At 59.8% G+C, this 18,713-nt stretch carries 19 protein-coding genes, 1 other RNA gene and 2 pseudogenes; 8 read left to right on the plus strand and 14 right to left on the minus strand.

The window, feature by feature from the left end; genetic code table 11:
* Positions 1 to 13: 13 nt before the first annotated feature.
* Positions 14 to 2,887, minus strand: a complete 2,874-nt coding sequence (gene gcvP / locus AC07UI_RS01555) for an aminomethyl-transferring glycine dehydrogenase (protein ID WP_494990806.1) — start codon at positions 2,885 to 2,887, stop codon at positions 14 to 16.
* 189 nt (positions 2,888 to 3,076) lie between these two features.
* On the opposite strand from gcvP, the gene AC07UI_RS01560 reads away from it, so the two are divergent.
* Positions 3,077 to 4,216, plus strand: coding sequence for a DegT/DnrJ/EryC1/StrS family aminotransferase (locus AC07UI_RS01560; protein WP_494990807.1), 1,140 nt, complete (start codon positions 3,077 to 3,079; stop codon positions 4,214 to 4,216).
* A gap of 80 nt (positions 4,217 to 4,296) precedes the next feature.
* On the opposite strand, the gene gcvH is transcribed toward AC07UI_RS01560, so the two are convergent.
* The 9 genes and pseudogenes from gcvH to AC07UI_RS01605 all read right to left on the minus strand — a co-directional run bounded on the left by gcvH (position 4,297) and on the right by AC07UI_RS01605 (position 13,356).
* Entirely contained in the window at positions 4,297 to 4,680 is a 384-nt protein-coding gene (gene gcvH, locus AC07UI_RS01565; RefSeq protein WP_494990808.1) for a glycine cleavage system protein GcvH, read from the minus strand.
* A gap of 52 nt (positions 4,681 to 4,732) precedes the next feature.
* On the minus strand, positions 4,733 to 5,815 hold the full coding sequence (gene gcvT, locus AC07UI_RS01570) for a glycine cleavage system aminomethyltransferase GcvT (RefSeq protein WP_494990809.1): 1,083 nt from the start codon (positions 5,813 to 5,815) through the stop codon (positions 4,733 to 4,735).
* A 156-nt stretch (positions 5,816 to 5,971) separates the two neighbouring features.
* A complete protein-coding gene (locus AC07UI_RS01575) occupies positions 5,972 to 7,588 on the minus strand; it encodes an ABC transporter permease (protein ID WP_494990810.1) in 1,617 nt (538 codons plus the stop codon).
* 168 nt (positions 7,589 to 7,756) lie between these two features.
* Entirely contained in the window at positions 7,757 to 8,758 is a 1,002-nt protein-coding gene (locus AC07UI_RS01580) for an extracellular solute-binding protein (RefSeq protein ID WP_494990811.1), read from the minus strand.
* Between the two features lie 173 nt (positions 8,759 to 8,931).
* Positions 8,932 to 10,149, minus strand: coding sequence for a 2-octaprenyl-3-methyl-6-methoxy-1,4-benzoquinol hydroxylase (locus AC07UI_RS01585; RefSeq protein WP_494991177.1), 1,218 nt, complete (start codon positions 10,147 to 10,149; stop codon positions 8,932 to 8,934).
* Positions 10,150 to 10,158: 9 nt separating this feature from the next.
* Positions 10,159 to 10,239 (minus strand): annotated as a pseudogene (locus AC07UI_RS01590) (tetrameric acyl-CoA thioesterase); the annotation flags it as partial.
* Between the two features lie 22 nt (positions 10,240 to 10,261).
* Complete coding sequence (gene ubiH, locus AC07UI_RS01595; protein WP_494990812.1) at positions 10,262 to 11,449, minus strand: 2-octaprenyl-6-methoxyphenyl hydroxylase; 1,188 nt, start codon at positions 11,447 to 11,449, stop codon at positions 10,262 to 10,264.
* A complete protein-coding gene (gene pepP / locus AC07UI_RS01600) occupies positions 11,446 to 12,780 on the minus strand; it encodes a Xaa-Pro aminopeptidase (RefSeq protein WP_494990813.1) in 1,335 nt (444 codons plus the stop codon). Before pepP ends, ubiH begins: the two co-directional genes overlap by 4 nt.
* 27 nt (positions 12,781 to 12,807) lie before the next feature.
* Positions 12,808 to 13,356, minus strand: a complete 549-nt coding sequence (locus AC07UI_RS01605; protein WP_494990814.1) for a YecA/YgfB family protein — start codon at positions 13,354 to 13,356, stop codon at positions 12,808 to 12,810.
* A 127-nt stretch (positions 13,357 to 13,483) separates the two neighbouring features.
* Here AC07UI_RS01605 and AC07UI_RS01610 point away from each other — a divergent pair, with 127 nt between their 5' ends.
* The 4 genes from AC07UI_RS01610 to AC07UI_RS01625 all read left to right on the plus strand — a co-directional run bounded on the left by AC07UI_RS01610 (position 13,484) and on the right by AC07UI_RS01625 (position 14,914).
* Positions 13,484 to 13,693, plus strand: a complete 210-nt coding sequence (locus AC07UI_RS01610; protein ID WP_007982902.1) for a TIGR02449 family protein — start codon at positions 13,484 to 13,486, stop codon at positions 13,691 to 13,693.
* On the plus strand, positions 13,690 to 14,007 hold the full coding sequence (locus tag AC07UI_RS01615) for a cell division protein ZapA (protein WP_494990815.1): 318 nt from the start codon (positions 13,690 to 13,692) through the stop codon (positions 14,005 to 14,007). The genes AC07UI_RS01610 and AC07UI_RS01615 overlap by 4 nt, the downstream gene beginning before the upstream one ends.
* A gap of 30 nt (positions 14,008 to 14,037) precedes the next feature.
* Positions 14,038 to 14,216, plus strand: a non-coding RNA gene (gene ssrS / locus AC07UI_RS01620) — 6S RNA.
* Between the two features lie 92 nt (positions 14,217 to 14,308).
* Positions 14,309 to 14,914: a 5-formyltetrahydrofolate cyclo-ligase gene (locus AC07UI_RS01625; RefSeq protein WP_494990816.1), complete on the plus strand. Its 606-nt coding sequence runs from the start codon at positions 14,309 to 14,311 to the stop codon at positions 14,912 to 14,914.
* 35 nt (positions 14,915 to 14,949) lie between these two features.
* Here AC07UI_RS01625 and AC07UI_RS01630 read toward each other — a convergent pair whose 3' ends face one another.
* Complete coding sequence (locus AC07UI_RS01630) at positions 14,950 to 15,093, minus strand: hypothetical protein (RefSeq protein ID WP_494990817.1); 144 nt, start codon at positions 15,091 to 15,093, stop codon at positions 14,950 to 14,952.
* A gap of 196 nt (positions 15,094 to 15,289) precedes the next feature.
* Here AC07UI_RS01630 and AC07UI_RS01635 point away from each other — a divergent pair, with 196 nt between their 5' ends.
* Positions 15,290 to 15,739 carry an EVE domain-containing protein gene (locus tag AC07UI_RS01635; RefSeq protein ID WP_494990818.1) on the plus strand — a complete coding sequence of 150 codons (450 nt, stop codon included), beginning with the start codon at positions 15,290 to 15,292 and terminating at the stop codon, positions 15,737 to 15,739.
* A 185-nt stretch (positions 15,740 to 15,924) separates the two neighbouring features.
* Here the strand turns inward: AC07UI_RS01635 and AC07UI_RS01640 are convergent, their stop codons facing one another.
* Together AC07UI_RS01640 and AC07UI_RS01645 are read right to left on the minus strand one after the other, a co-directional pair.
* On the minus strand, positions 15,925 to 16,050 hold the full coding sequence (locus AC07UI_RS01640; protein WP_494990819.1) for a hypothetical protein: 126 nt from the start codon (positions 16,048 to 16,050) through the stop codon (positions 15,925 to 15,927).
* Positions 16,050 to 16,457, minus strand: coding sequence for a flagellar basal body-associated protein FliL (locus AC07UI_RS01645; protein WP_494990820.1), 408 nt, complete (start codon positions 16,455 to 16,457; stop codon positions 16,050 to 16,052). Before AC07UI_RS01645 ends, AC07UI_RS01640 begins: the two co-directional genes overlap by 1 nt.
* 177 nt (positions 16,458 to 16,634) lie before the next feature.
* On the opposite strand from AC07UI_RS01645, the gene AC07UI_RS01650 reads away from it, so the two are divergent.
* Together AC07UI_RS01650 and glpT are read left to right on the plus strand one after the other, a co-directional pair.
* Complete coding sequence (locus AC07UI_RS01650) at positions 16,635 to 17,612, plus strand: NADPH:quinone oxidoreductase family protein (RefSeq protein ID WP_494990821.1); 978 nt, start codon at positions 16,635 to 16,637, stop codon at positions 17,610 to 17,612.
* A pseudogene (gene glpT, locus AC07UI_RS01655) lies at positions 17,611 to 17,781 on the plus strand (glycerol-3-phosphate transporter); the annotation flags it as partial. The gene AC07UI_RS01650 and the pseudogene glpT, both read left to right, overlap by 2 nt.
* Positions 17,782 to 17,823: 42 nt before the next feature.
* Here the strand turns inward: glpT and AC07UI_RS01660 are convergent.
* Positions 17,824 to 18,471 (minus strand): gamma-glutamylcyclotransferase, encoded by a 648-nt coding sequence (locus AC07UI_RS01660; protein ID WP_494990822.1) that lies wholly within the window; start codon positions 18,469 to 18,471, stop codon positions 17,824 to 17,826.
* Between the last annotated feature and the right edge of the window lie 242 nt (positions 18,472 to 18,713).

The following is an 18,713-nucleotide window of genomic DNA, read 5'->3' on the forward strand; positions in this document are numbered from 1 at the left end:
ATCGCGGTTTTTTTCAGCGATAGGCATCCACCGGCACGCAAGCACAGAACAAATTGCGGTCACCGTAGACATTGTCGACACGATTCACCGTCGGCCAGTACTTATGGGCCTTGGTGTGCGCGCTGGGCGTCACCGCCTGTTCTATGGTGTAAGGCCGCTCCCAGACCCCGGTGATATCCGCCAGTGTGTGGGGTGAGCGTTTCAACGGGTTGTCTTCGGCGGGCCAGTTGCCGTTCTGCACTTCGGATATTTCTGCGCGAATGCTCAGCATCGCTTCGATGAAGCGATCCAGTTCAGCCTTCGACTCGCTTTCGGTCGGCTCGACCATCAGCGTACCCGGCACCGGGAACGACATGGTCGGCGCATGGAAGCCATAGTCCATCAAACGCTTGGCGACATCCTCTTCACTGATCCCGGTTTGCGCCTTGAGCGGCCGCAAGTCGAGGATACATTCGTGGGCCACCCGGCCATTTCGCCCGGTGTAGAGCACCGGGAAGGCACCGCTCAAGTGCTCGGCCAGATAGTTCGCAGCGAGAATCGCCACTTCGCTGGCATCGGCCAATTGCGGTCCCATCAGCGCGATGTACATCCAACTGATCGGCAAGATGCTCGCGCTGCCCCAGGGCGCGGCGCTGACCGCCCCGTTCTGCGGCTGCGGACCTTCGATCTGCACCACCGGGTGATTGGCAACGAACGGTGCCAGATGCGCACGCACGCCAATCGGTCCCATACCGGGACCACCACCGCCATGGGGAATGCAGAAAGTCTTGTGCAGATTCATGTGGGAAACGTCGGCGCCGATATCCGCCGGCCGCGCCAGCCCAACCTGAGCATTGAGGTTAGCGCCGTCCATATAGACCTGGCCGCCGTGGCTGTGGATAACTTCACAGATCTCGCTGATGCCCTCTTCGTACACGCCATGGGTCGACGGATAGGTCGCCATCAGGCACGACAAATTGTCGCCCGCATCCTGGGCCTTGGCTTTCAGGTCATCCAGATCGACGTTACCGGCATCGTCGCACTCGACGATCACCACTTGCATCCCGGCCATCTGCGCCGAAGCCGGGTTGGTGCCGTGGGCGGAAGCAGGAATCAGACAGATGTTGCGTGCGTCCTGTTGGCGGCTTTCGTGGTATTTGCGGATTGCCAGCAACCCGGCGTATTCACCCTGAGCTCCGGAGTTGGGTTGCATGCAGATGGCATCGAAACCGGTGATCGCACAGAGCCAGCTCTGCAACTCACTGATCATCAGTGAATAGCCAAGCGCCTGCTCTTTCGGCGCGAACGGGTGCAGATTGGCGAAACCTGGCCAGGTGATCGGGATCATCTCGCTGCTGGCATTGAGTTTCATCGTGCAGGAGCCCAGCGGGATCATCGACTGGTTGAGCGCCAGGTCCTTGTTCTCCAGCTGTTTGAGGTAGCGCAGCATCTCGGTTTCACTGTGATGGGCACTGAATACCGGATGGCTCAGATAAGGAGAGCTGCGCAGCAGTTCATTGGGGATGCCCGAGGCCAATGCCTCGGCATCCAGCTCAGCGACATCCAGACCGTGACCGGCACCGAGAAAGACATCGAACAGCCGCGCCACGGTGGTTTCATCACAGGTTTCGTCGAGACTCAGACCCAACTGACCACGCCCGAGGATGCGCAGATTGATTTGCGCATCCCTGGCGCTTTCGATGATCGCCGTCTGACTGCCGCCGACATCCAGCGTCAGGGTGTCGAAGAATTGCTCGTTGAGTCGTGTAATGCCATTTCTCTGCAGGCCCGCCGCCAGAATGCAGGTCAACCGGTGGACTCGCTGAGCGATGCGCTTGAGCCCCTCGGGGCCGTGATAAACCGCATAGAAGCTGGCGATGTTGGCCAACAGCACCTGCGCAGTACAGATGTTCGAGTTGGCTTTCTCCCGGCGGATATGCTGCTCGCGGGTTTGCAGGGCCATGCGCAGGGCAACATTGCCGCGCGCATCTTTCGAAACGCCGATGATGCGCCCGGGAATCGCTCGCTTGTATTCATCGCGACTGGCAAAAAACGCTGCATGGGGACCGCCATAACCCATGGGCACGCCGAAACGCTGGGACGAACCGAACACCACGTCGGCGCCCAACTCCCCTGGCGGGGTCAACAGCAACAGGCTGAGCAGATCGGCAGACACGCAGGCCAGCGCCTGCTGCGCGTGCAGATGGTCGATCAGCGGGCGCAGATTGCGGATTTCACCGTGGGTGTCCGGGTACTGCAGCAGCGCGCCAAAAACTTGATGGCGAGTGAGGTTTTCCACAGCATCGATCACCAGCTCGAAGCCGAATCCTTCGGCCCGGGTCTGCACCACCGAGATGGTCTGCGGGTGGCAGTTTTCGTCGACGAAGAATAAATTGCTTCTGGATTTGGCCACGCGTTTAGCCAAGGCCATGGCTTCGGCTGCCGCTGTGGCTTCATCCAGCAGCGAAGCGTTGGCCAGCTCCAGGCCCGTGAGGTCGATGGTCATTTGCTGGAAATTCAGCAGCGCTTCGAGCCGACCTTGGGCAATCTCGGGCTGATACGGCGTGTAGGCGGTGTACCAACCGGGATTTTCCAGCACGTTACGCAGGATCACCGTTGGCGTCAGAGTACCGTGATAGCCCATGCCGATCAGGCTGGTCCAGACCTGATTCTGCTCGGCATAACCTTTGAGTCTGGCCAGTGCAGCCTCTTCATCGAGTGCTGGCGGCAAGTCCAGAACGCGGTTGAAACGAATGCCTGGCGGCACCGTCTGCTCGATCAACTCGACTCGACTGCCGAGCCCGAGGCTGTCGAGCATGGCCTGCTGCTCGGCAGCATCAGCTCCCAGATGGCGCCGCAGAAAGGTATTAGGGTCTCGCAACTGGCTCAAAGACGGCAACTGGGACATGACGGGCTCTCTCTTAAGTGGCGCTCGGCGTCTATGCAACACGGTCAAAGCAGCATAGCAGTCGATCCTGAGCGCTGACGGTATGGCGCCTTCGGTCAATCCGGATCATCATGCCCGACGTTATCGCGCTAACCTTGGCGAGTTCCAATCAACGCCTCAACCGTATGCCTATCGGATACTTCAATCATCATGAGCCAACTGCCGTTTCTGCCGTTTTCAAAACCCACCATCGATGAAGCCACGATTGCCGCTGTCGGCGACGTATTGCGCTCGGGCTGGATCACCAGCGGCCCCAAGGTGCAAGCCTTCGAAGCCCAGCTTTCGGAGTACTTTGGCGGTCGGCCGGTACGTACGTTCAACTCCGGCACCTGCACCATGGAGATCGCCTTGCGCATCGCCGGGATTGGCGCCGGCGATGAAGTCATCACCACCCCGATCTCCTGGGTGGCCACGGCCAACGTAATCCTCGAGGTCGGCGCCACACCGGTGTTCGCCGACATCGACCCGATCACCCGCAATATCGATCTGGCGCAGGTCGAAGCCGCAATCACGCCGCGCACCAAGGCGATCCTCCCGGTGTACCTGGCAGGTCTGCCAGTGGACATGGAGCGCTTGTACGCGCTGGCCAGGAAACACGGCCTGCGAGTGCTGGAAGATGCCGCGCAAGCGCTGGGCTCGAGCTGGAATGGCCAGCGTATCGGTTCGACCGGCGACTTCGTCTCGTTCAGCTTCCAGGCAAACAAGAACGTCACGTCCTCCGAAGGTGGCTGTCTGGTGCTGAACAATGCCGAAGAGGTTCGTCTGGCCGAGAAGTACCGGCTGCAAGGCGTTACCCGCAGCGGTTTCGATGGGCTGGATGTCGACGTGTTGGGCGGTAAGTTCAACATGACCGACGTGGCTGCCGCTATCGGCCTGGGCCAGTTTGCTCACATCGACGCGATCACCGCCCATCGCCGTGAATTGGCCAAGCATTACTTTGCCTGCTTTGGCAGCGACTTCGAAGCGCAATACGGTGCTCAACTACCGCCTGCCGATTTCACAAACAGCAACTGGCACTTGTTCCAACTGGTGCTGCCGGAGCGCAAGGACGGAAAACCGGCTCGCGCCACATTCATGGAACAAATGCAGGAGCGCGGCGTCGGCATCGGCTATCACTACCCGCCTATCCACCTGCTGAGCCTGTACCGCGAGCGTGGTTTCAAGGAAGGCATGTTCCCGGTTTCGGAACGGGTTGGCCGTTTGATCGTTTCATTGCCGATGTTCACCGCGATGAGCAAAAGCGATGTCGAGCGTTCGGTGGAAGCAGTGAAGGCGGTGTTGAAGCCTTAAACGCAATCGCGAGCAAGCTCGCTCCTACAGGCTCACGCCAACCCTGCAGGAGCGAGCTTGCTCGCGATAAGTAACGAGCGTTACTCGCCGATGGCGTTCTTGTAGCCAGTGGCGTCGAGCAACGTGTCCAGTTCAGCGGTATCGCTTGGCGCGAGTTTGAAAAACCAGCTGTCGTATGGCGCGCTGTTGACCAGCTCCGGGCTGTTGGCCAACTCTTCGTTTATGGCGATGACTTTACCGGAAACCGGCGAGTAGATATCCGAAGCGGCCTTGACCGACTCGACTACACCCGCCGCATCACCGGCAGCGAACACTGTGCCGATTTCCGGCAACTCGACGAACACGACATCACCCAAGGCTTCCTGAGCATGGTCTGAAATACCCACTTTCACGCCACCATCCTCATCCAGACGGGCCCATTCGTGACTTTCGGCAAAACGCAGGTCGACAGGGATTTCACTCATATTCTGTGTCCTCAAGAAGAAATGTCAGCGGTTGATTGCCCGCCAGAAAAAGTTAGATCAAGGCTTTGCCATGACGCACAAAGGTCGGTTTTACCACCCGAACCGGGTACCACTTGCCACGGATTTCCACTTCTGCACGGTCGGCGGTAGCCATGGGCACGCGCGCCAGCGCGATCGACTTGCTAAGCGTAGGAGAGAAACTACCACTGGTGATCTCCCCTTCGCCAACATCGCCGATGCGAACCACCTGGTGAGCGCGCAAAACGCCACGCTCTTCCAACACCAGACCGACCAGTTTTTGCTTCACTCCGCCTGCGCGCTCGGCTTCTAAAGCGGCTCGACCGATGAAATCGCGAGTCGCAGGCGCCCAGGCAATGCTCCAGGCCATATTCGCGGCCAGCGGTGAGACATCCTGGTGCATGTCCTGACCGTAGAGATTCATACCCGCTTCAAGGCGCAGGGTATCGCGGGCACCGAGACCGATCGGGGAAATACCCGCACCGACCAGATCATTGAAGAACGCTGGCGCCTGATCGGCAGGCAGGACGATTTCCAGTCCATCTTCGCCGGTATAACCGGTGCGCGCGATGAACCAGTCGCCGTCGACCTGAGCTTCAAAGGGTTTGAGGTGCTGGATCAGCGTGCCACGGGCCTGGGTGACCAGTTCTGCAATCTTGTTCCGGGCCTGTGGGCCTTGAATCGCCAGCATCGCCAACTCGGGGCGCTCGTGCAACTGCACCTGGAACTCACCGAGCTGCGCTTGCATCCAGACCATGTCCTGATCACGGGTAGCGGCGTTGACCACCAACCGGTAACCCGCCTCGGTGCGATAGACGATCATGTCGTCGACCACCCCGCCGCGCTCATTGAGCATGGCGCTGTACAACGCACGGCCGGGGCTGTGCAGACGTTCGACATCATTGGCCAGCAAATGCTGAAGCCAGGCCTTGGCCTGGGAGCCGCTGACGTCAATCACGGTCATGTGGGATACATCGAAAACCCCGCAATCACGTCGCACCTGATGGTGCTCTTCGACTTGCGAGCCGTAATGCAGAGGCATATCCCAACCGCCAAAATCGACCATCTTCGCGCCTAGGGCGAGATGCAGGTCATACAGAGGCGTACGCTGTCCCATGGGTTTCTCCTTCCGGGCGTGGCGAAGGTGCGGACAGGCACTGCGCTGGCTGAAAGCCTTTAAAAATGCGGCTTGCAGCAGCTCTCAGTGACCCGACCTGAAAGGCGGACCGCACCGAATGCCGCGCATTGTAGCCGCAAGGTGTAGGACTGGCACCTAGCCTATGCGATGAGCGGAACGTCGGATCAATCCGATGACCGGTAATAGCCCGACCAAAACCAGCGTCAGTGCCGGCAGGGATGCCCGCGACCACTCGCCTTCACTGGTCATTTCGAAGATGCGGACGGCCAGCGTGTCCCAACCGAACGGGCGCATCAGCAAGGTGGCGGGCATTTCCTTGAGCACATCGACGAACACCAGCAACGCGGCACTCAAGGTGCCTGGAAGCAAAAGCGGCATATACACGTTGAAAAACAGTCGCGGCCCACTGACGCCCAAACTTCGTGCTGCTTCGGGCAACGAAGGCCGGATCCGCGCCAGGCTGTTTTCCAGTGGCCCGTAGGCCACTGCAATGAAACGCACCAGATACGCCAGCAATAACGCCGAAAGGCTACCCAACAGTAACGGCTTGCCCGCGCCACCGAGCCAGGACGATAGCGGGATCACCAGTTCACGGTCCAGATAGCTGAAGGCCAACATGATCGATACCGCGAGCACCGAGCCCGGCAAGGCGTAACCCAGATTGGCCAGACTGACTCCGGAGCGAATGGCCCGGGTCGGTGCCAGTCGTCGGGAAAATGCCAACAGCAAAGCCACGCTCACCGTGATCAACGCCGCCATGGCGCCCAGATACAATGTGTGCGCAATCAGCCCGGCATAACGCTCATCGAGGTCGAAACGGCCACGCTGCCAGAACCAGACCACCAACTGCAGCATCGGAATGACGAAGGCACAGGCAAACACCAGGCCGCACCAGCCACTGGCGGCCAGAGCCTTGAACCCGTGCAGGTGATACAGCGCCTTGCCTCGGGGCCGCTCGTTGCTCGCCCGACTAGCACCGCGAGCCCGGCGTTCGCCGTACAACACCAGCGTTACAGCAAGCAGCAGCAGGCTTGCCAGTTGCGCGGCGCTGGAAAGACTGAAGAAACCGTACCAGGTCTTGTAGATGGCCGTGGTGAAGGTATCGAAGTTGAACACCGCCACCGCGCCAAAGTCGGCCAGGGTCTCCATCAATGCCAAAGCCACGCCGGCACCGATGGCCGGTCGTGCCATGGGCAGCGCCACACGCCAGAAGGCCTGCCACGGCGATTGGCCGAGCACCCGCGCAGCTTCCATCAGACCTTTGCCTTGAGCGAGAAAGGCTGTGCGCGCCAGCAGGTAGACGTAGGGATAGAACACCAGCACCAGAACCAGAATCACGCCACCGGTGGAGCGCACCCGAGGCAGGCGCAGCCCCGTGCCGAACCATTCACGCAACAGGGTTTGCACCGGGCCGGCAAAATCCAGCAGACCCACGAAGACGAACGCCAGTACATAGGCCGGGATCGCAAACGGCAGCATCAGTGCCCAATCCAGCCATCGACGCCCGGGGAACTCACAGAGGCTGGTTAACCAGGCCATGCTGACGCCCAGCAGCGTTACGCCGGCTCCGACGCCCAGCACCAGCGTCAGTGTGTTGCCGAGCAAGCGCGGCATCTGCGTTTCCCACAGGTGCGTCCAGATCTGCTGGTCGATCGACTGCCACGACAACAGCAACACGCTCAGCGGCAACAGAACCAGTGCTGCAACGGCAAAGACCAGCGGATACCAACGACGTTGGGCGGGATGGGCCACGAAAAGCTCTCTATCAAATGATTGTGCCCACGCTCTGCGTGGGCACACGGCCTGTGACGCTCCGCGTCACTTTTAGAGCGGACGCAGAGCGTCCATGGCTGCATTCCCACGCAGAGCGTGGGAACGAGATCAACGCCCCGCAAATGCGGGGCTCTGCAAACCGGCTGCTCAGTTCCAGCCGGCACGGTCCATCAAGCGAATGGCTTCGGCCTGGCGCTTGCCGGCCACTTCCACTGGCAACGTATCGGGTACGAACGTGCCCCAGCTAGCCACTTCAGCGGACGGCAGTACGTTCGGGTTGGCCGGGAATTCCTGATTGATATCGGCAAAGATCTTCTGCGCTTCAGGCGTGGTCATCCACTCCACCAGCGCCTTGGCCGTCTGAGGGTGCGGTGCGTACCTGGTCAGGCCGATGCCCGACAGGTTGACGTGCACACCACGGTCGCCCTGATTCGGCCAGAACAGTTTCACCGCCAGATTTGGCTTTTGCTTGTGCAAACGGCCGTAGTAGTAGGTGTTGACGATGCCAACGTCGCACTGCCCGGCATTGATCGCCTCAAGCACTGCGATGTCATCGGAGAACACGTCGGTGGACAGGTTGTTGACCCAGCCTTTGATGATTGCTTCGGTCTTCTCTGCACCGTGGGTTTCGATCAGCGTAGCGGTCAGCGACTGGTTATAAACCTTCTTGGCCGTACGCAGGCACAGACGACCTTCCCACTGTTTGCCGGCCAGGGCTTCGTAAGTGGTCAAATCCGACGGTTTTACCCGCTCAGTGGAGTAGGCCAGGGTCCGCGCGCGCAGGCTCAAACCGGTCCATTGATGGCTGGACGAACGGTATTGAAGCGGAATATTGGCGTCGATTACATTGGAAGTAAACGGCTGCAAAATACCCATCTGCTCGGCCTGCCAGAGGTTACCGGCATCGACGGTGAGCAGCAGGTCGGCGGTGGCGTTCTCGCCCTCGGCCTTGATCCGCTGCATCAGCGGCGCTTCCTTGTCGGTGATGAACTTCACCTGCACGCCGGTCTTTTTAGTGTAGGCATCGAACACCGGCTTGATCAGCTCGTCGATTCGTGAGGAGTAGACCACTACTTCATCAGCCGCGTGAGCGGTGCTGCCGATCAGTGTGAGTGCCAGAGCAGTCAGTAGGCGCTTGGGTGCCAACATGGGAGCGGTCTCTCGAAATCAGAAAAGAGGCCAAATGATAAGGACTCACATTTGGCATCTCAACCGAACACTCCATCGAGGAGTTACGAGATGTTGCACGAGCAGAAATGGGAGGTGAATGTTCTGCCGCTATCGCGAGCAAGCGATAGCGGCCTGCAGCCACGCCAAATAACTCAGGCCTTGGCCAACTCAGGCAAATCCCCGGTCAACCCCAACGCCTGACGCACAAACAGCGCCTTGGCTTCAGGCATTTGATCGACCATCTTCAACCCGGTATTACGTAACCAGCGCAGCGGCAAGGGATCGGCCTGGAACAATCGTTCGAAGCCTTCCATTGCCGCCATCAGCCCCAGGTTGTGCGGCATGCGCCGGCGCTCGTAACGGCTGAGCACTTTGAGATCTGCCAGGCGCTCACCACGGCTTGCCGCTTGCAGCAGCACTTCAGCCAGCACAGCGGCGTCGAGGAAGCCGAGATTGACGCCCTGCCCGGCCAGCGGGTGAATGGTATGGGCTGCGTCACCGATCAGCGCCAGGCCTTCAGCCACATAGCGCTTGGCGTGCCGCTGACGCAGCGGTACACAGAGGCGCGGGTCAGCGCTCAATACCGTGCCCAGACAACCTTCAAAGGCTCGCTCCAGCTCGCGGCAGAAGTTTTCATCGTCCAGCGCCATCAGACGTTCAGCCTCGCTCGGAGTGGTCGACCAGACGATCGAGCACCAGTCGTGCTGACCGTCGCGCTCCAGCGGTAAAAAGGCCAGCGGACCGTTGTCGGTAAAACACTGCCGGGCGGTCATCTGATGGGGTTTGGCACTGCGCACGCTGGTGACGATGGCGTGATGCAGATAATCCCACTCACGGGTGGCGCAACCGGTCAAACGGCGAACCGCCGAGTTGGCGCCGTCCGCCGCGATCACCAAGGGCGCACGCAGCATGCGACCGTCGGCCAGGGTCAGCAGCCAGTCGTCGCCGGAGCGGCGCATCTGCTCCAGCCGCGCATTGGCCAGAAGGCCCATATCACAGTCGTGCAAACGTTCGAGCAAGGCATCCTGCACCACCCGGTTCTCGACGATATGCCCCAGCACTTCGGCGTGCACACTGGCCGCCGAGAAGTGGATCTGCCCGGTGCCACTGCCGTCCCAGACCTGCATTTCGGCGTAAGGGCTGGTACGGCGTTTGACGATACCCTCCCAGACCCCCAGACGTTCGAGGATCCGCTGGCTGGCCGCCGACAAGGCGCTCACCCGGGGCTCGAACGGCGCCTGAGGATCGAAGGGTTTGACGCTCAACGGGCTGCCGTCGAGCAGCAGAACCTCCAGCCCGCTGCCCTGCAACGCCAGCGCCAAAGCGCTCCCGACCATTCCGGCCCCGACAATCAGCAGATCTGCGCGCATTTCCATGCTTTAAGCCTGTCTCGCTTGCGGCTTGAGCCGCACGTAAAGGGTTTTATCGACCCGCGCCACCAGCGTGCCGCCGTGATGAATCTTGAAACGCCGGGTCAGCCAATTAAGCATCGGGACGCGTGCCCAGGCCCATCGCCTGCCGGGCGAACCAGCGCTTGGCCGGCGGCAGCAGGTCGAGGCCAAGCAGGCCAATGTTACGACCCAGTGAAACCAATGGCTGCGTGCTGCCAAACAACCGGGTGACCTGATCGGAGAAGCCGACGGTCAATTGCTGATCCAGCCGTTGCCGCTCGCGATAGGCCTGCAAGGTGGCGAAGTCGCCCGGCATGCTCTCGCTGGCCAGCAACGTATCGGCCAGTGCCTGTGCATCTCGCAGGGACAGGTTGAAACCCTGACCGGCAATCGGATGCAGGCTGTGGGCCGCGTTACCCAGCACGGTCAGATGGGGACGAACCTGTTCTTCGGCCTCCACCAGCGTCAGCGGATAGAGATGCCGTACACCGACTTGTTTGAGGGCGCCCAGCCGATAACCAAACACGCCCTGCAACTCGCTCAGGAAGCTGCGCTCATCAAGGTTCGCCAGACGCTGGGCGTCCATGCCGATGCGGGTCCAGACCAGCGCGCAACGGTTTTCCGGCAGCGGCAGCAAGGCCATCGGGCCATCATCGGTAAAACGCTCGAACGCCATGCCGTTATGGGCTTCGCTCGGGGTGATATTGGCGATCAACGCGCTCTGGTTGTACGGACGTTTTTTGACGCCGATGCCCAACTGCTCACGCAAACCGGAGCGACCGCCATCGGCCAGCACCGCCAAGTCGCACTCAAGGGCAGTTTCATCGTCGAGGGTCAGGCGATAGCCATCCTCAAGCGGCTCCATGCGCGTAACTTCGGCCGGGCAGCGCCAACTGATCACGTCCTTGTCCAGGCCTTGCCAGAGGCATTGACCGAGCCAGGCGTTCTCCACCACATAACCGAGCGCCGGAACGCCCTCTTCCATGGCAGACAAGCGCGCGGTGGAAAACCGCCCGCGATCGGAAACATGGATCTGTTTGATCGGCTCGGCGCGGCGGGAGATTTCCTGCCACAGGCCGAGCCGCTGATAAATTTGTCGGGCGCCGAAGGACAGCGCCGAGGAGCGCGCGTCATAGCTCGGTTGATAGGTGTGGCCAGGCGCGAAAGGTTCGATCAGCACGATCTTCCAGCCGCGGGCCTTGGCCCCGGCTTGCAAGGCCAACGCCAGACTGGCGCCAACCAGACCGCCACCTATGATTGCCAGATTGACTCTGCTCATGCCGCTTGCATCCGGGCAGCCGCCATCAGCGCCTCGATCTCGGCCACCGTTTTCGGTACACCGCTGGTCAGAATTTCACAGCCCTGCCTGGTCACTACTACGTCATCCTCGATGCGCACGCCAATGCCGCGCCATTTCTTCGCCACATTTTGATTGTCCGGTGCGATGTAGATACCCGGCTCGACCGTCAGCGCCATGCCGACTTCCAGCACCCGCCATTCACCGCCGACCTTGTACTCACCAACGTCATGCACATCCATCCCCAGCCAGTGACCGGCGCGATGCATATAAAAAGCCTTGTAGGCTTCGCTGGCAATCAGCTCATTCACCTCGCCCTGCAACAAGCCAAGTTCCACCAACCCTGCCGTGATCACCTGAACCGTGGCTTCGTGCGCCTGGTTCCAGTGTTTGTTCGGCGCGATTTGGGCAAACGCTGCTTCCTGAGAAGCCAGCACCAATTCGTAGATCGCCTTCTGCTCAGGGGAAAACTTGCCGCTGACCGGCCAGGTTCGGGTGATATCGCTGGCGTAGCAGTCGATCTCGCAACCAGCGTCGATCAGCACCAGATCACCGTCCTTGAGCACTGCGTCATTTTGCTGGTAATGCAAGATGCAGCTATTGCGCCCAGAGGCGACGATCGAGCCATATGCCGGCATTTTCGCTCCACCTTTACGGAACTCGTAATCCAGCTCCGCCTCCAGGCTGAACTCATGCAAACCGGCACGGCTGGCCTGCATGGCACGAATATGGGCCTGAGAGGAAATCCGCGCGGCTTCGCGCATCACCTTCACTTCTGCCGCCGATTTATACAGGCGCATGTCGTGCAACAGATGATCCAGGGCAACGAATTCGTTCGGTGGCTGGGCGCCCAGGTGCGCTTTAGAGCGGATCACGTTGATCCAGTCCATCAGATGGCGGTCGAATTCCGGGTTGCTGCCCATGGCCGAATAGACCCGGTCGCGACCTTCAATCAGGCCCGGCAGAATATCGTCGATGTCGGTGATCGGGAACGCGTCATCGGCGCCAAAGTCGCGAATCGCGCCTTCCTGGCCAGCGCGTAAGCCGTCCCACAATTCGCGTTCGGCGTTGCGTTCACGGCAGAACAGCACATATTCGCCATGCTCACGACCGGGCATCAGGACCAGCACCGCCTGAGGCTCGGGGAAACCGCTGAGGTATTGAAAGTCACTGTCCTGACGGTAGACATGCTCGACGTCACGGTTACGGATCGCCACTGCGGCGGCAGGCAAAATCGCGATGCTGTTGGGTTCCATCTGCGCCATCAACGCCTTGCGGCGACGGGTGTACTCCGATTTCGGGATATGAATCATGGGCAGATGGATTTCCCTATCTAACGATTAATGCAGCGAAGGCTTGGCAGCCGGCTTCTTGGTCTCGGTGAATAACAGCAACGGCGCGACCCGCAGGTATTCCATGACTTCCATGTAGTCACTTTCACCGTCGTCGGACTCTTCCAGGGCGTCCTGAACCTGGGCGATAGCCGCGAGGTCTTGCAGGACTTCGCTGGCCTCGGTGCTCAGCATGCTGCTGTCACGGCAGTTCAGGCCGAAACCGCTGAGGAAGCCCTGGCACCACTGGCCCAGCGCGGCAGCGCGCTCGGTGAGCGGCGCGTCGTCGGTCGGCAACAGCAGAACGACGGTCATGTCGTCGCTGGTCAGCTCGCCCTTGACCATTTCTTGCAGGCCGATCAGGGCGTTGCGAACGTTGTCTTGTGGCTCGCCTTCGAGCAGTTCGGCGGCGTCGACCAGCCAGCCATCGACTTCAAAACCGGCGCCGGCGCAGCTGCGGCCGAGCAGCAGGCCATGCAATTCAGCAGGCGAGACGGGATGGCCGCTGGTGCTCAGCAGGTTGGCGAAGGCTTGATACGGAGAATTCTGAATGGGCATGGGTAGCTAGGCGCCAAGCGGCGCTATGTCTAGAATGAAGGCCTTGTATCCTACATCGACAGACTCGCCAAGACTATTAAAGGCTGTCCGCCAGTTACCGCCCATCAGACAAATCCCGTGGAACACTATGGAAGACACAGACCTGCAAGCGCTGATGGCTAGACTCGAACTGCTAATTACCCGGGTCGAGCAACTAAAGAGCCAAAACGGACTCCTATTAGCTCAGGAAAAGACCTGGCGCGAGGAACGCGCGCACCTCATTGAAAAAAACGAAATCGCCCGGCGTAAGGTCGAATCGATGATTTCGCGCCTGAAGGCCCTGGAGCAAGACTCATGAGTTCAAGCAATAGCGTTACCGTGCAGATCCTCGACAAAGAATATTCAATCATCTGCCCCCAGGAAGAGCGCAGCAATCTGGTGAGTGCCGCCCGTTATCTGGACGGCAAAATGCGCGAAATCCGCAGCAGCGGCAAAGTCATCGGTGCCGACCGCATTGCCGTGATGGCCGCGCTGAACATCACCCATGACCTGCTGCATAAACAGCAGCGCCCTGAAGTGCAGGTCAGCGGTTCGACCCGCGAACAGGTGCGCGACCTGCTCGATCGCGTCGATCTGGTGCTCGCCACCGATCCGGATGTCAGCAAGGGCTGATTCCTGAAGGTGGTTGCGCTATACTCGCGCCACTCCCTGGGGTGCTTGCCAGTTGGCGATGTCCCTGAGCCGATTCGCACTACCCTGGAGGTTGCACGTTGGGCCGGTGTGCATGTCCGCTAGACGGAAAGCCTTAAGGTCTACTGCATCTTCCACCTTGAACTTTCGGGTTCAAGGGCTAAGTCGACAGCGGTTCATCCGGGGAGCCTGAATTCCAGTCCAATGCCAGTTTCTTCAAACTGGCATTGGTTTTTTACGAGTGCGCCATCCTGCCGCGCTCGATCCTGATCAGCCAGAATCCATGACCGAACCTGCGCCGCTATCCCGCCCGCAACTTCGACGCATGCTGCGCAAAGCCCGCCGCGAACTCACACCCAGTGAACAACGCGAGGCGGCCCGCGGACTTTATCGGCAACTGGCACAGCACCCGCTGTTTCGCCGGGCCAGACATATCTCTCTTTATCTACCCACCGACGGTGAAATCGATCCGCGCTTGCTGCTGCGTGCCGCTCAGCGTCGGGGTAAGGCCACCTATCTGCCGGTACTCAGCGCCTGGCCGCGCACCAAAATGGTGTTCCAGCGCATTCGCCCCGGGGAAAAGTTGCAGCCCAACCGCTTCGGCATTCTCGAGCCACGGATCAACGCGGCCCGGCAACGCAAGGTCTGGGCGCTGGATCTGGTGTTGTTACCGTTGGTTGGCTTTGATGAGTTTGGCGGACGTCTGGGGATGGGCGGCGGTTTCTACGACCGCAGCCTGGCGTATCTGGCGCGTCGAAAAACCTGGCGCAAGCCGACACTGTTGGGGCTGGCCCATGAATGTCAGAAAGTCGAACGACTGGCTCAGGCGAGCTGGGATGTACCGATGCAAGGAACGGTCACGGACAGGAAGTGGTATATCGCCGGGTAGACGCCACTTGAGTCAGCGGCGCCCGGTGAGCACTATCAGCGCTTGAAGGGTTTTTGCTGAGCGACTTCAATCGGTGCATTGGCCTGGTTCGACCACAGGCTCTGCGCATAACCCGTGGTCACGACGCCCAAACCGAACAAAATAACCAAAATCCAGAGTAAATCCGGTTTGCGTTTCATCGATTGCCCCCCTTCAGGCATATCACACACGATGACAGCAACGGTTTCCGATATAGGCCGTGCAGCAGCGTCAAGCTTAAAAGCCCGGCATTTTGCGGTAACGTGAACCGACACGCAAACGGTGGCGTCAACCGACTGTCGGTTAGTCATAAAGTTGCCCGACAACGTGCCCAACCCCACTCCAGGAGCAAAAAAGATGGCCTATTGGCTAATGAAATCCGAGCCGCAAGAGCTCTCGATCAAGGGCCTGGAGAAGCTCGTTGAAGCGCGCTGGGACGGCGTGCGCAATTACCAGGCGCGTAACTTCTTGCGGGCGATGGCGGTGGGCGATGAGTTTTTCTTTTATCACTCCAGCTGCCCTGAACCAGGCATTGCCGGGATCGGGCGAATCGCCGAAGCGGCGTACCCGGACCCCACGGCCCTGGAGCCGGAAAGCGTGTATTTCGACCCGAAAGCCAACGCTGAGAAAAACCCCTGGAGCGCGATCAACGTCGCTCATGTCCAGACCTTCCCCAAAGTGCTCGGGCTGGGTTACCTGAAACAACAAACAGCACTGGCTGAGTTGCCGCTGGTTCAAAAAGGCAGTCGCCTGTCGGTGATGCCGGTAACCGCCGAGCAATGGGCAGCGGTTATGGCGCTTCGTTGATCGCGGCGCGGAGCACGGCTTGTCGGGGACCACGCCTTTTGTAGGAGCACGGCTTGCTGGCGATGGCGGTCTGAAGGCCACGCATGTTGTAGGAGCACGGCTTGCCGGCGATGGCGGTCTTGAAGGCCACGCATGTTGTAGGAGCACGGCTTGCCGCCGATGGCGGTCTGAAGGCCACGCACGTTTTAGGAGCACGGCTTGCCGGCGATGGCGGTCTGAAGGCCACGCATGTTGTAGGAGCACGGCTTGCCGGCGATGGCGGTCTTGGGGCCGCTATCGCGAGCAAGCTCGGCTCCTACAGGATCCAGCATTACTGGATAATCAAATTGTTGAACAACAGGTCATCAACCATCGGCTTGCCGGTTTCGTCGTTCATCACTTGCTGTGTCTGCTTCAAGGCTTCCTGGCGGAGCTTTTCCTTGGCTTCGACGTTACTCATGCTCTCGGTGGTTTGCTGGGAAAACAGCGCCACCAACTGATTACGGATCAACGGTTCGTTGGCCTTCACCGCTTGTGCCGCTTCATCGCCCGTCACACGCAAGGCCACGTCAGCTTTGAATACCTTGAGTTTCGGACTGCCATCCAGACCATAGTTGCCAACGAATGGCGGAGTCAGGCTGATGTAGCTGACTTTCGGTGCTGCACCCTCTTTGGCTTCTTCGGCCATCGCTGCCATTGGCAGAGACAGGGCCAGCATCAACATGATCCACGCTTTCACAATTCGCTCCTTATCCGGTTTGCAGTCTAGTGGCCAGTATGGCCACCAGGATACTGACCCGCCTGCCCGAGCCCAAGCACAAAGCTTATGGCTGACTATCAGGGCGGGGCATGCTCATTGACCGCTTGATTCACACACCTACACTTATCGGCCATCACTCCCAAAGGAATAGCCCTGATGAAAGCCGTGCTGTGCAAAGCCTTCGGCCCCGCCGAAACGCTGGTGCTGGAAGAAGTCGCCAGTCCTCAAGCAAAGAAAAACGAAATCCTGCTGGACGTGCACGCGGCCGGAGTGAATTTCCCGGACACGCTGATCATCGAGGGCAAGTACCAGTTCAAGCCACCCTTCCCGTTTTCACCCGGTGGAGAAGCGGCCGGCGTGGTCAGTGCGGTGGGCGAAAAGGTCAGCCACCTCAAGGTCGGCGACCGGGTAATGGCGCTGACGGGCTGGGGCAGCTTCGCCGAGCAGGTCGCGGTGCCTGGCTACAATGTATTGCCGATTCCAGCGGCCATGGACTTCAACACCGCCGCCGCGTTCAGCATGACCTATGGCACCTCGATGCACGCGCTCAAACAACGCGGCAATCTGCAACCCGGCGAAACCCTGTTGGTACTCGGAGCATCCGGCGGCGTCGGCCTCGCCGCCGTGGAAATCGGTAAAGCCATGGGCGCCCGCGTCATCGCCGCCGCCAGCAGCGCCGAGAAACTCGCCGTCGCCAAGGCCGCCGGGGCCGATGAACTGATCAACTACACCGAAACCAATCTGAAAGACGAAATCAAACGCCTGACCGACGGTCAGGGCGCCGACGTCATCTACGACCCGGTCGGCGGCGACCTGTTCGACCAGGCCATTCGCGCCATCGCCTGGAACGGCCGCCTGCTGGTAGTCGGCTTTGCCAGCGGACGCATCCCCGAATTGCCGGTCAACCTTGCGCTACTTAAAGGCGCCGCCGTAGTCGGCGTGTTCTGGGGTTCGTTCGCCCAGCGCCAACCGCAGGACAACGCGGCGAACTTCCAGCAGTTGTTCAGGTGGTTCGCAGAGAGCAAGTTGAAGCCATTGGTGTCGCAGGTTTATCCATTGGCGCAAGCGGCAAATGCCATTAATGATCTTGGCCAGCGCAAGGCAGTTGGGAAGGTTGTTGTTCAAGTTCGGTAAGTACAGGAATGATTACCCGAAAGGCTACGATGCCAGCAACGAAGACGAATTCAGCGCCAAGACAATTTTCGTCAAATACGTGCCGCGCAACAAAATGCTCTGGTACGTGGCCATGGCCAACGTCTTCGTCTATCTGCTGCGTTATGGCGTACCGGACCGGGCACCGACCTTGTGGCACACAAACCGCCAGTCAGGGCCGCGAAGCGCTCGCTTAATGCGAGCCTGATCTACAGCGCTTAAGCCGCGCCTCCAGATTCCGGTCTGGCATGGCGTGGCTACGCAGGGCGTTGACGGTCTGCTCGACATAATCGCGAGTGGTGCCGTAACGCCCGCAAGCGCTCTCGAACACCTGGCTCAGTACATGGTCCGGCAAGTTGCCGGCATAGCTGGGCAGGTGCCGCTCCAGCACAAATCCCAGGGCCTGTACCTGGCTTCCGTCTTCGAGACGGCAGCTGAGCCAGTGTGGGCGATAGGAGGGATAGGGCATTTCGCGTTGCCACAAGGCATACAGCGCGGCTTCCAACTGTTCGTCCGGCAGCCGATAGGCAAAGCCGCTGCAAGAGCCGCCGCGATCCAGGCCGAACACCAGCCCCGGCATTTCCGGCGTGCCACGGTGCTCGTGGGACCACAGGTACAAGCCGCGATGGTAACCATGCACTCGCCCGCGCATCCGCTCGACTGCCGTGCACTCAGGGCGCCAGATCAACGAGCCATATGCAAACAGCCAGACTGGCCCACCCTTGTGCCGGGCCATGGTGGCCTGCATTGAGCTGAGCAATTGTTCGTGAGTCAGCTGCGCGCCCAGATCAAGCCGCGGAGGGTAAGCCAGATTCAAAAAAGCAGATTCAATGGCTGTCATGGCAAATGGTGTTCGGCCCCACAAGTATTACAAGATGTAAGTAACTTTAGCCTAATAGAACATATAGCAGTAACCATAAAACGGAAAGTGCTAAAGGACGTATGACCCTCTATACATCACGACAGAGGCTAAACTCTGCACATCAATGCCCTGCGTATATAGCCTAATACCCTTTGATAATTATCTTAAATACCAGAATGAAATATGCATAAGCATTGCGCCCGTTCAGGATAAAGGACCAT

This window comes from Pseudomonas sp. GW821-FHT04C07, from assembly GCF_059420325.1.

Excerpts from the sequence above, each read along its gene's own strand:
- gcvP (WP_494990806.1), bottom strand. The coding sequence starts at position 2,887 with ATGTCCCAGTTGCCGTCTTTGAGCCAGTTGCGAGACCCTAATACCTTT.
- AC07UI_RS01560 (WP_494990807.1), top strand. The coding sequence starts at position 3,077 with ATGAGCCAACTGCCGTTTCTGCCGTTTTCAAAACCCACCATCGATGAA.
- gcvH (WP_494990808.1), bottom strand. The coding sequence starts at position 4,680 with ATGAGTGAAATCCCTGTCGACCTGCGTTTTGCCGAAAGTCACGAATGG.
- gcvT (WP_494990809.1), bottom strand. The coding sequence starts at position 5,815 with ATGGGACAGCGTACGCCTCTGTATGACCTGCATCTCGCCCTAGGCGCG.
- AC07UI_RS01580 (WP_494990811.1), bottom strand. The coding sequence starts at position 8,758 with ATGTTGGCACCCAAGCGCCTACTGACTGCTCTGGCACTCACACTGATC.
- AC07UI_RS01585 (WP_494991177.1), bottom strand. The coding sequence starts at position 10,149 with ATGCGCGCAGATCTGCTGATTGTCGGGGCCGGAATGGTCGGGAGCGCT.
- ubiH (WP_494990812.1), bottom strand. The coding sequence starts at position 11,449 with ATGAGCAGAGTCAATCTGGCAATCATAGGTGGCGGTCTGGTTGGCGCC.
- pepP (WP_494990813.1), bottom strand. The coding sequence starts at position 12,780 with ATGATTCATATCCCGAAATCGGAGTACACCCGTCGCCGCAAGGCGTTG.
- AC07UI_RS01605 (WP_494990814.1), bottom strand. The coding sequence starts at position 13,356 with ATGCCCATTCAGAATTCTCCGTATCAAGCCTTCGCCAACCTGCTGAGC.
- AC07UI_RS01610 (WP_007982902.1), top strand. The coding sequence starts at position 13,484 with ATGGAAGACACAGACCTGCAAGCGCTGATGGCTAGACTCGAACTGCTA.
- AC07UI_RS01615 (WP_494990815.1), top strand. The coding sequence starts at position 13,690 with ATGAGTTCAAGCAATAGCGTTACCGTGCAGATCCTCGACAAAGAATAT.
- AC07UI_RS01625 (WP_494990816.1), top strand. The coding sequence starts at position 14,309 with ATGACCGAACCTGCGCCGCTATCCCGCCCGCAACTTCGACGCATGCTG.
- AC07UI_RS01630 (WP_494990817.1), bottom strand. The coding sequence starts at position 15,093 with ATGAAACGCAAACCGGATTTACTCTGGATTTTGGTTATTTTGTTCGGT.
- AC07UI_RS01635 (WP_494990818.1), top strand. The coding sequence starts at position 15,290 with ATGGCCTATTGGCTAATGAAATCCGAGCCGCAAGAGCTCTCGATCAAG.
- AC07UI_RS01640 (WP_494990819.1), bottom strand. The coding sequence starts at position 16,050 with ATGCTGGATCCTGTAGGAGCCGAGCTTGCTCGCGATAGCGGCCCCAAG.
- AC07UI_RS01650 (WP_494990821.1), top strand. The coding sequence starts at position 16,635 with ATGAAAGCCGTGCTGTGCAAAGCCTTCGGCCCCGCCGAAACGCTGGTG.
- AC07UI_RS01660 (WP_494990822.1), bottom strand. The coding sequence starts at position 18,471 with ATGACAGCCATTGAATCTGCTTTTTTGAATCTGGCTTACCCTCCGCGG.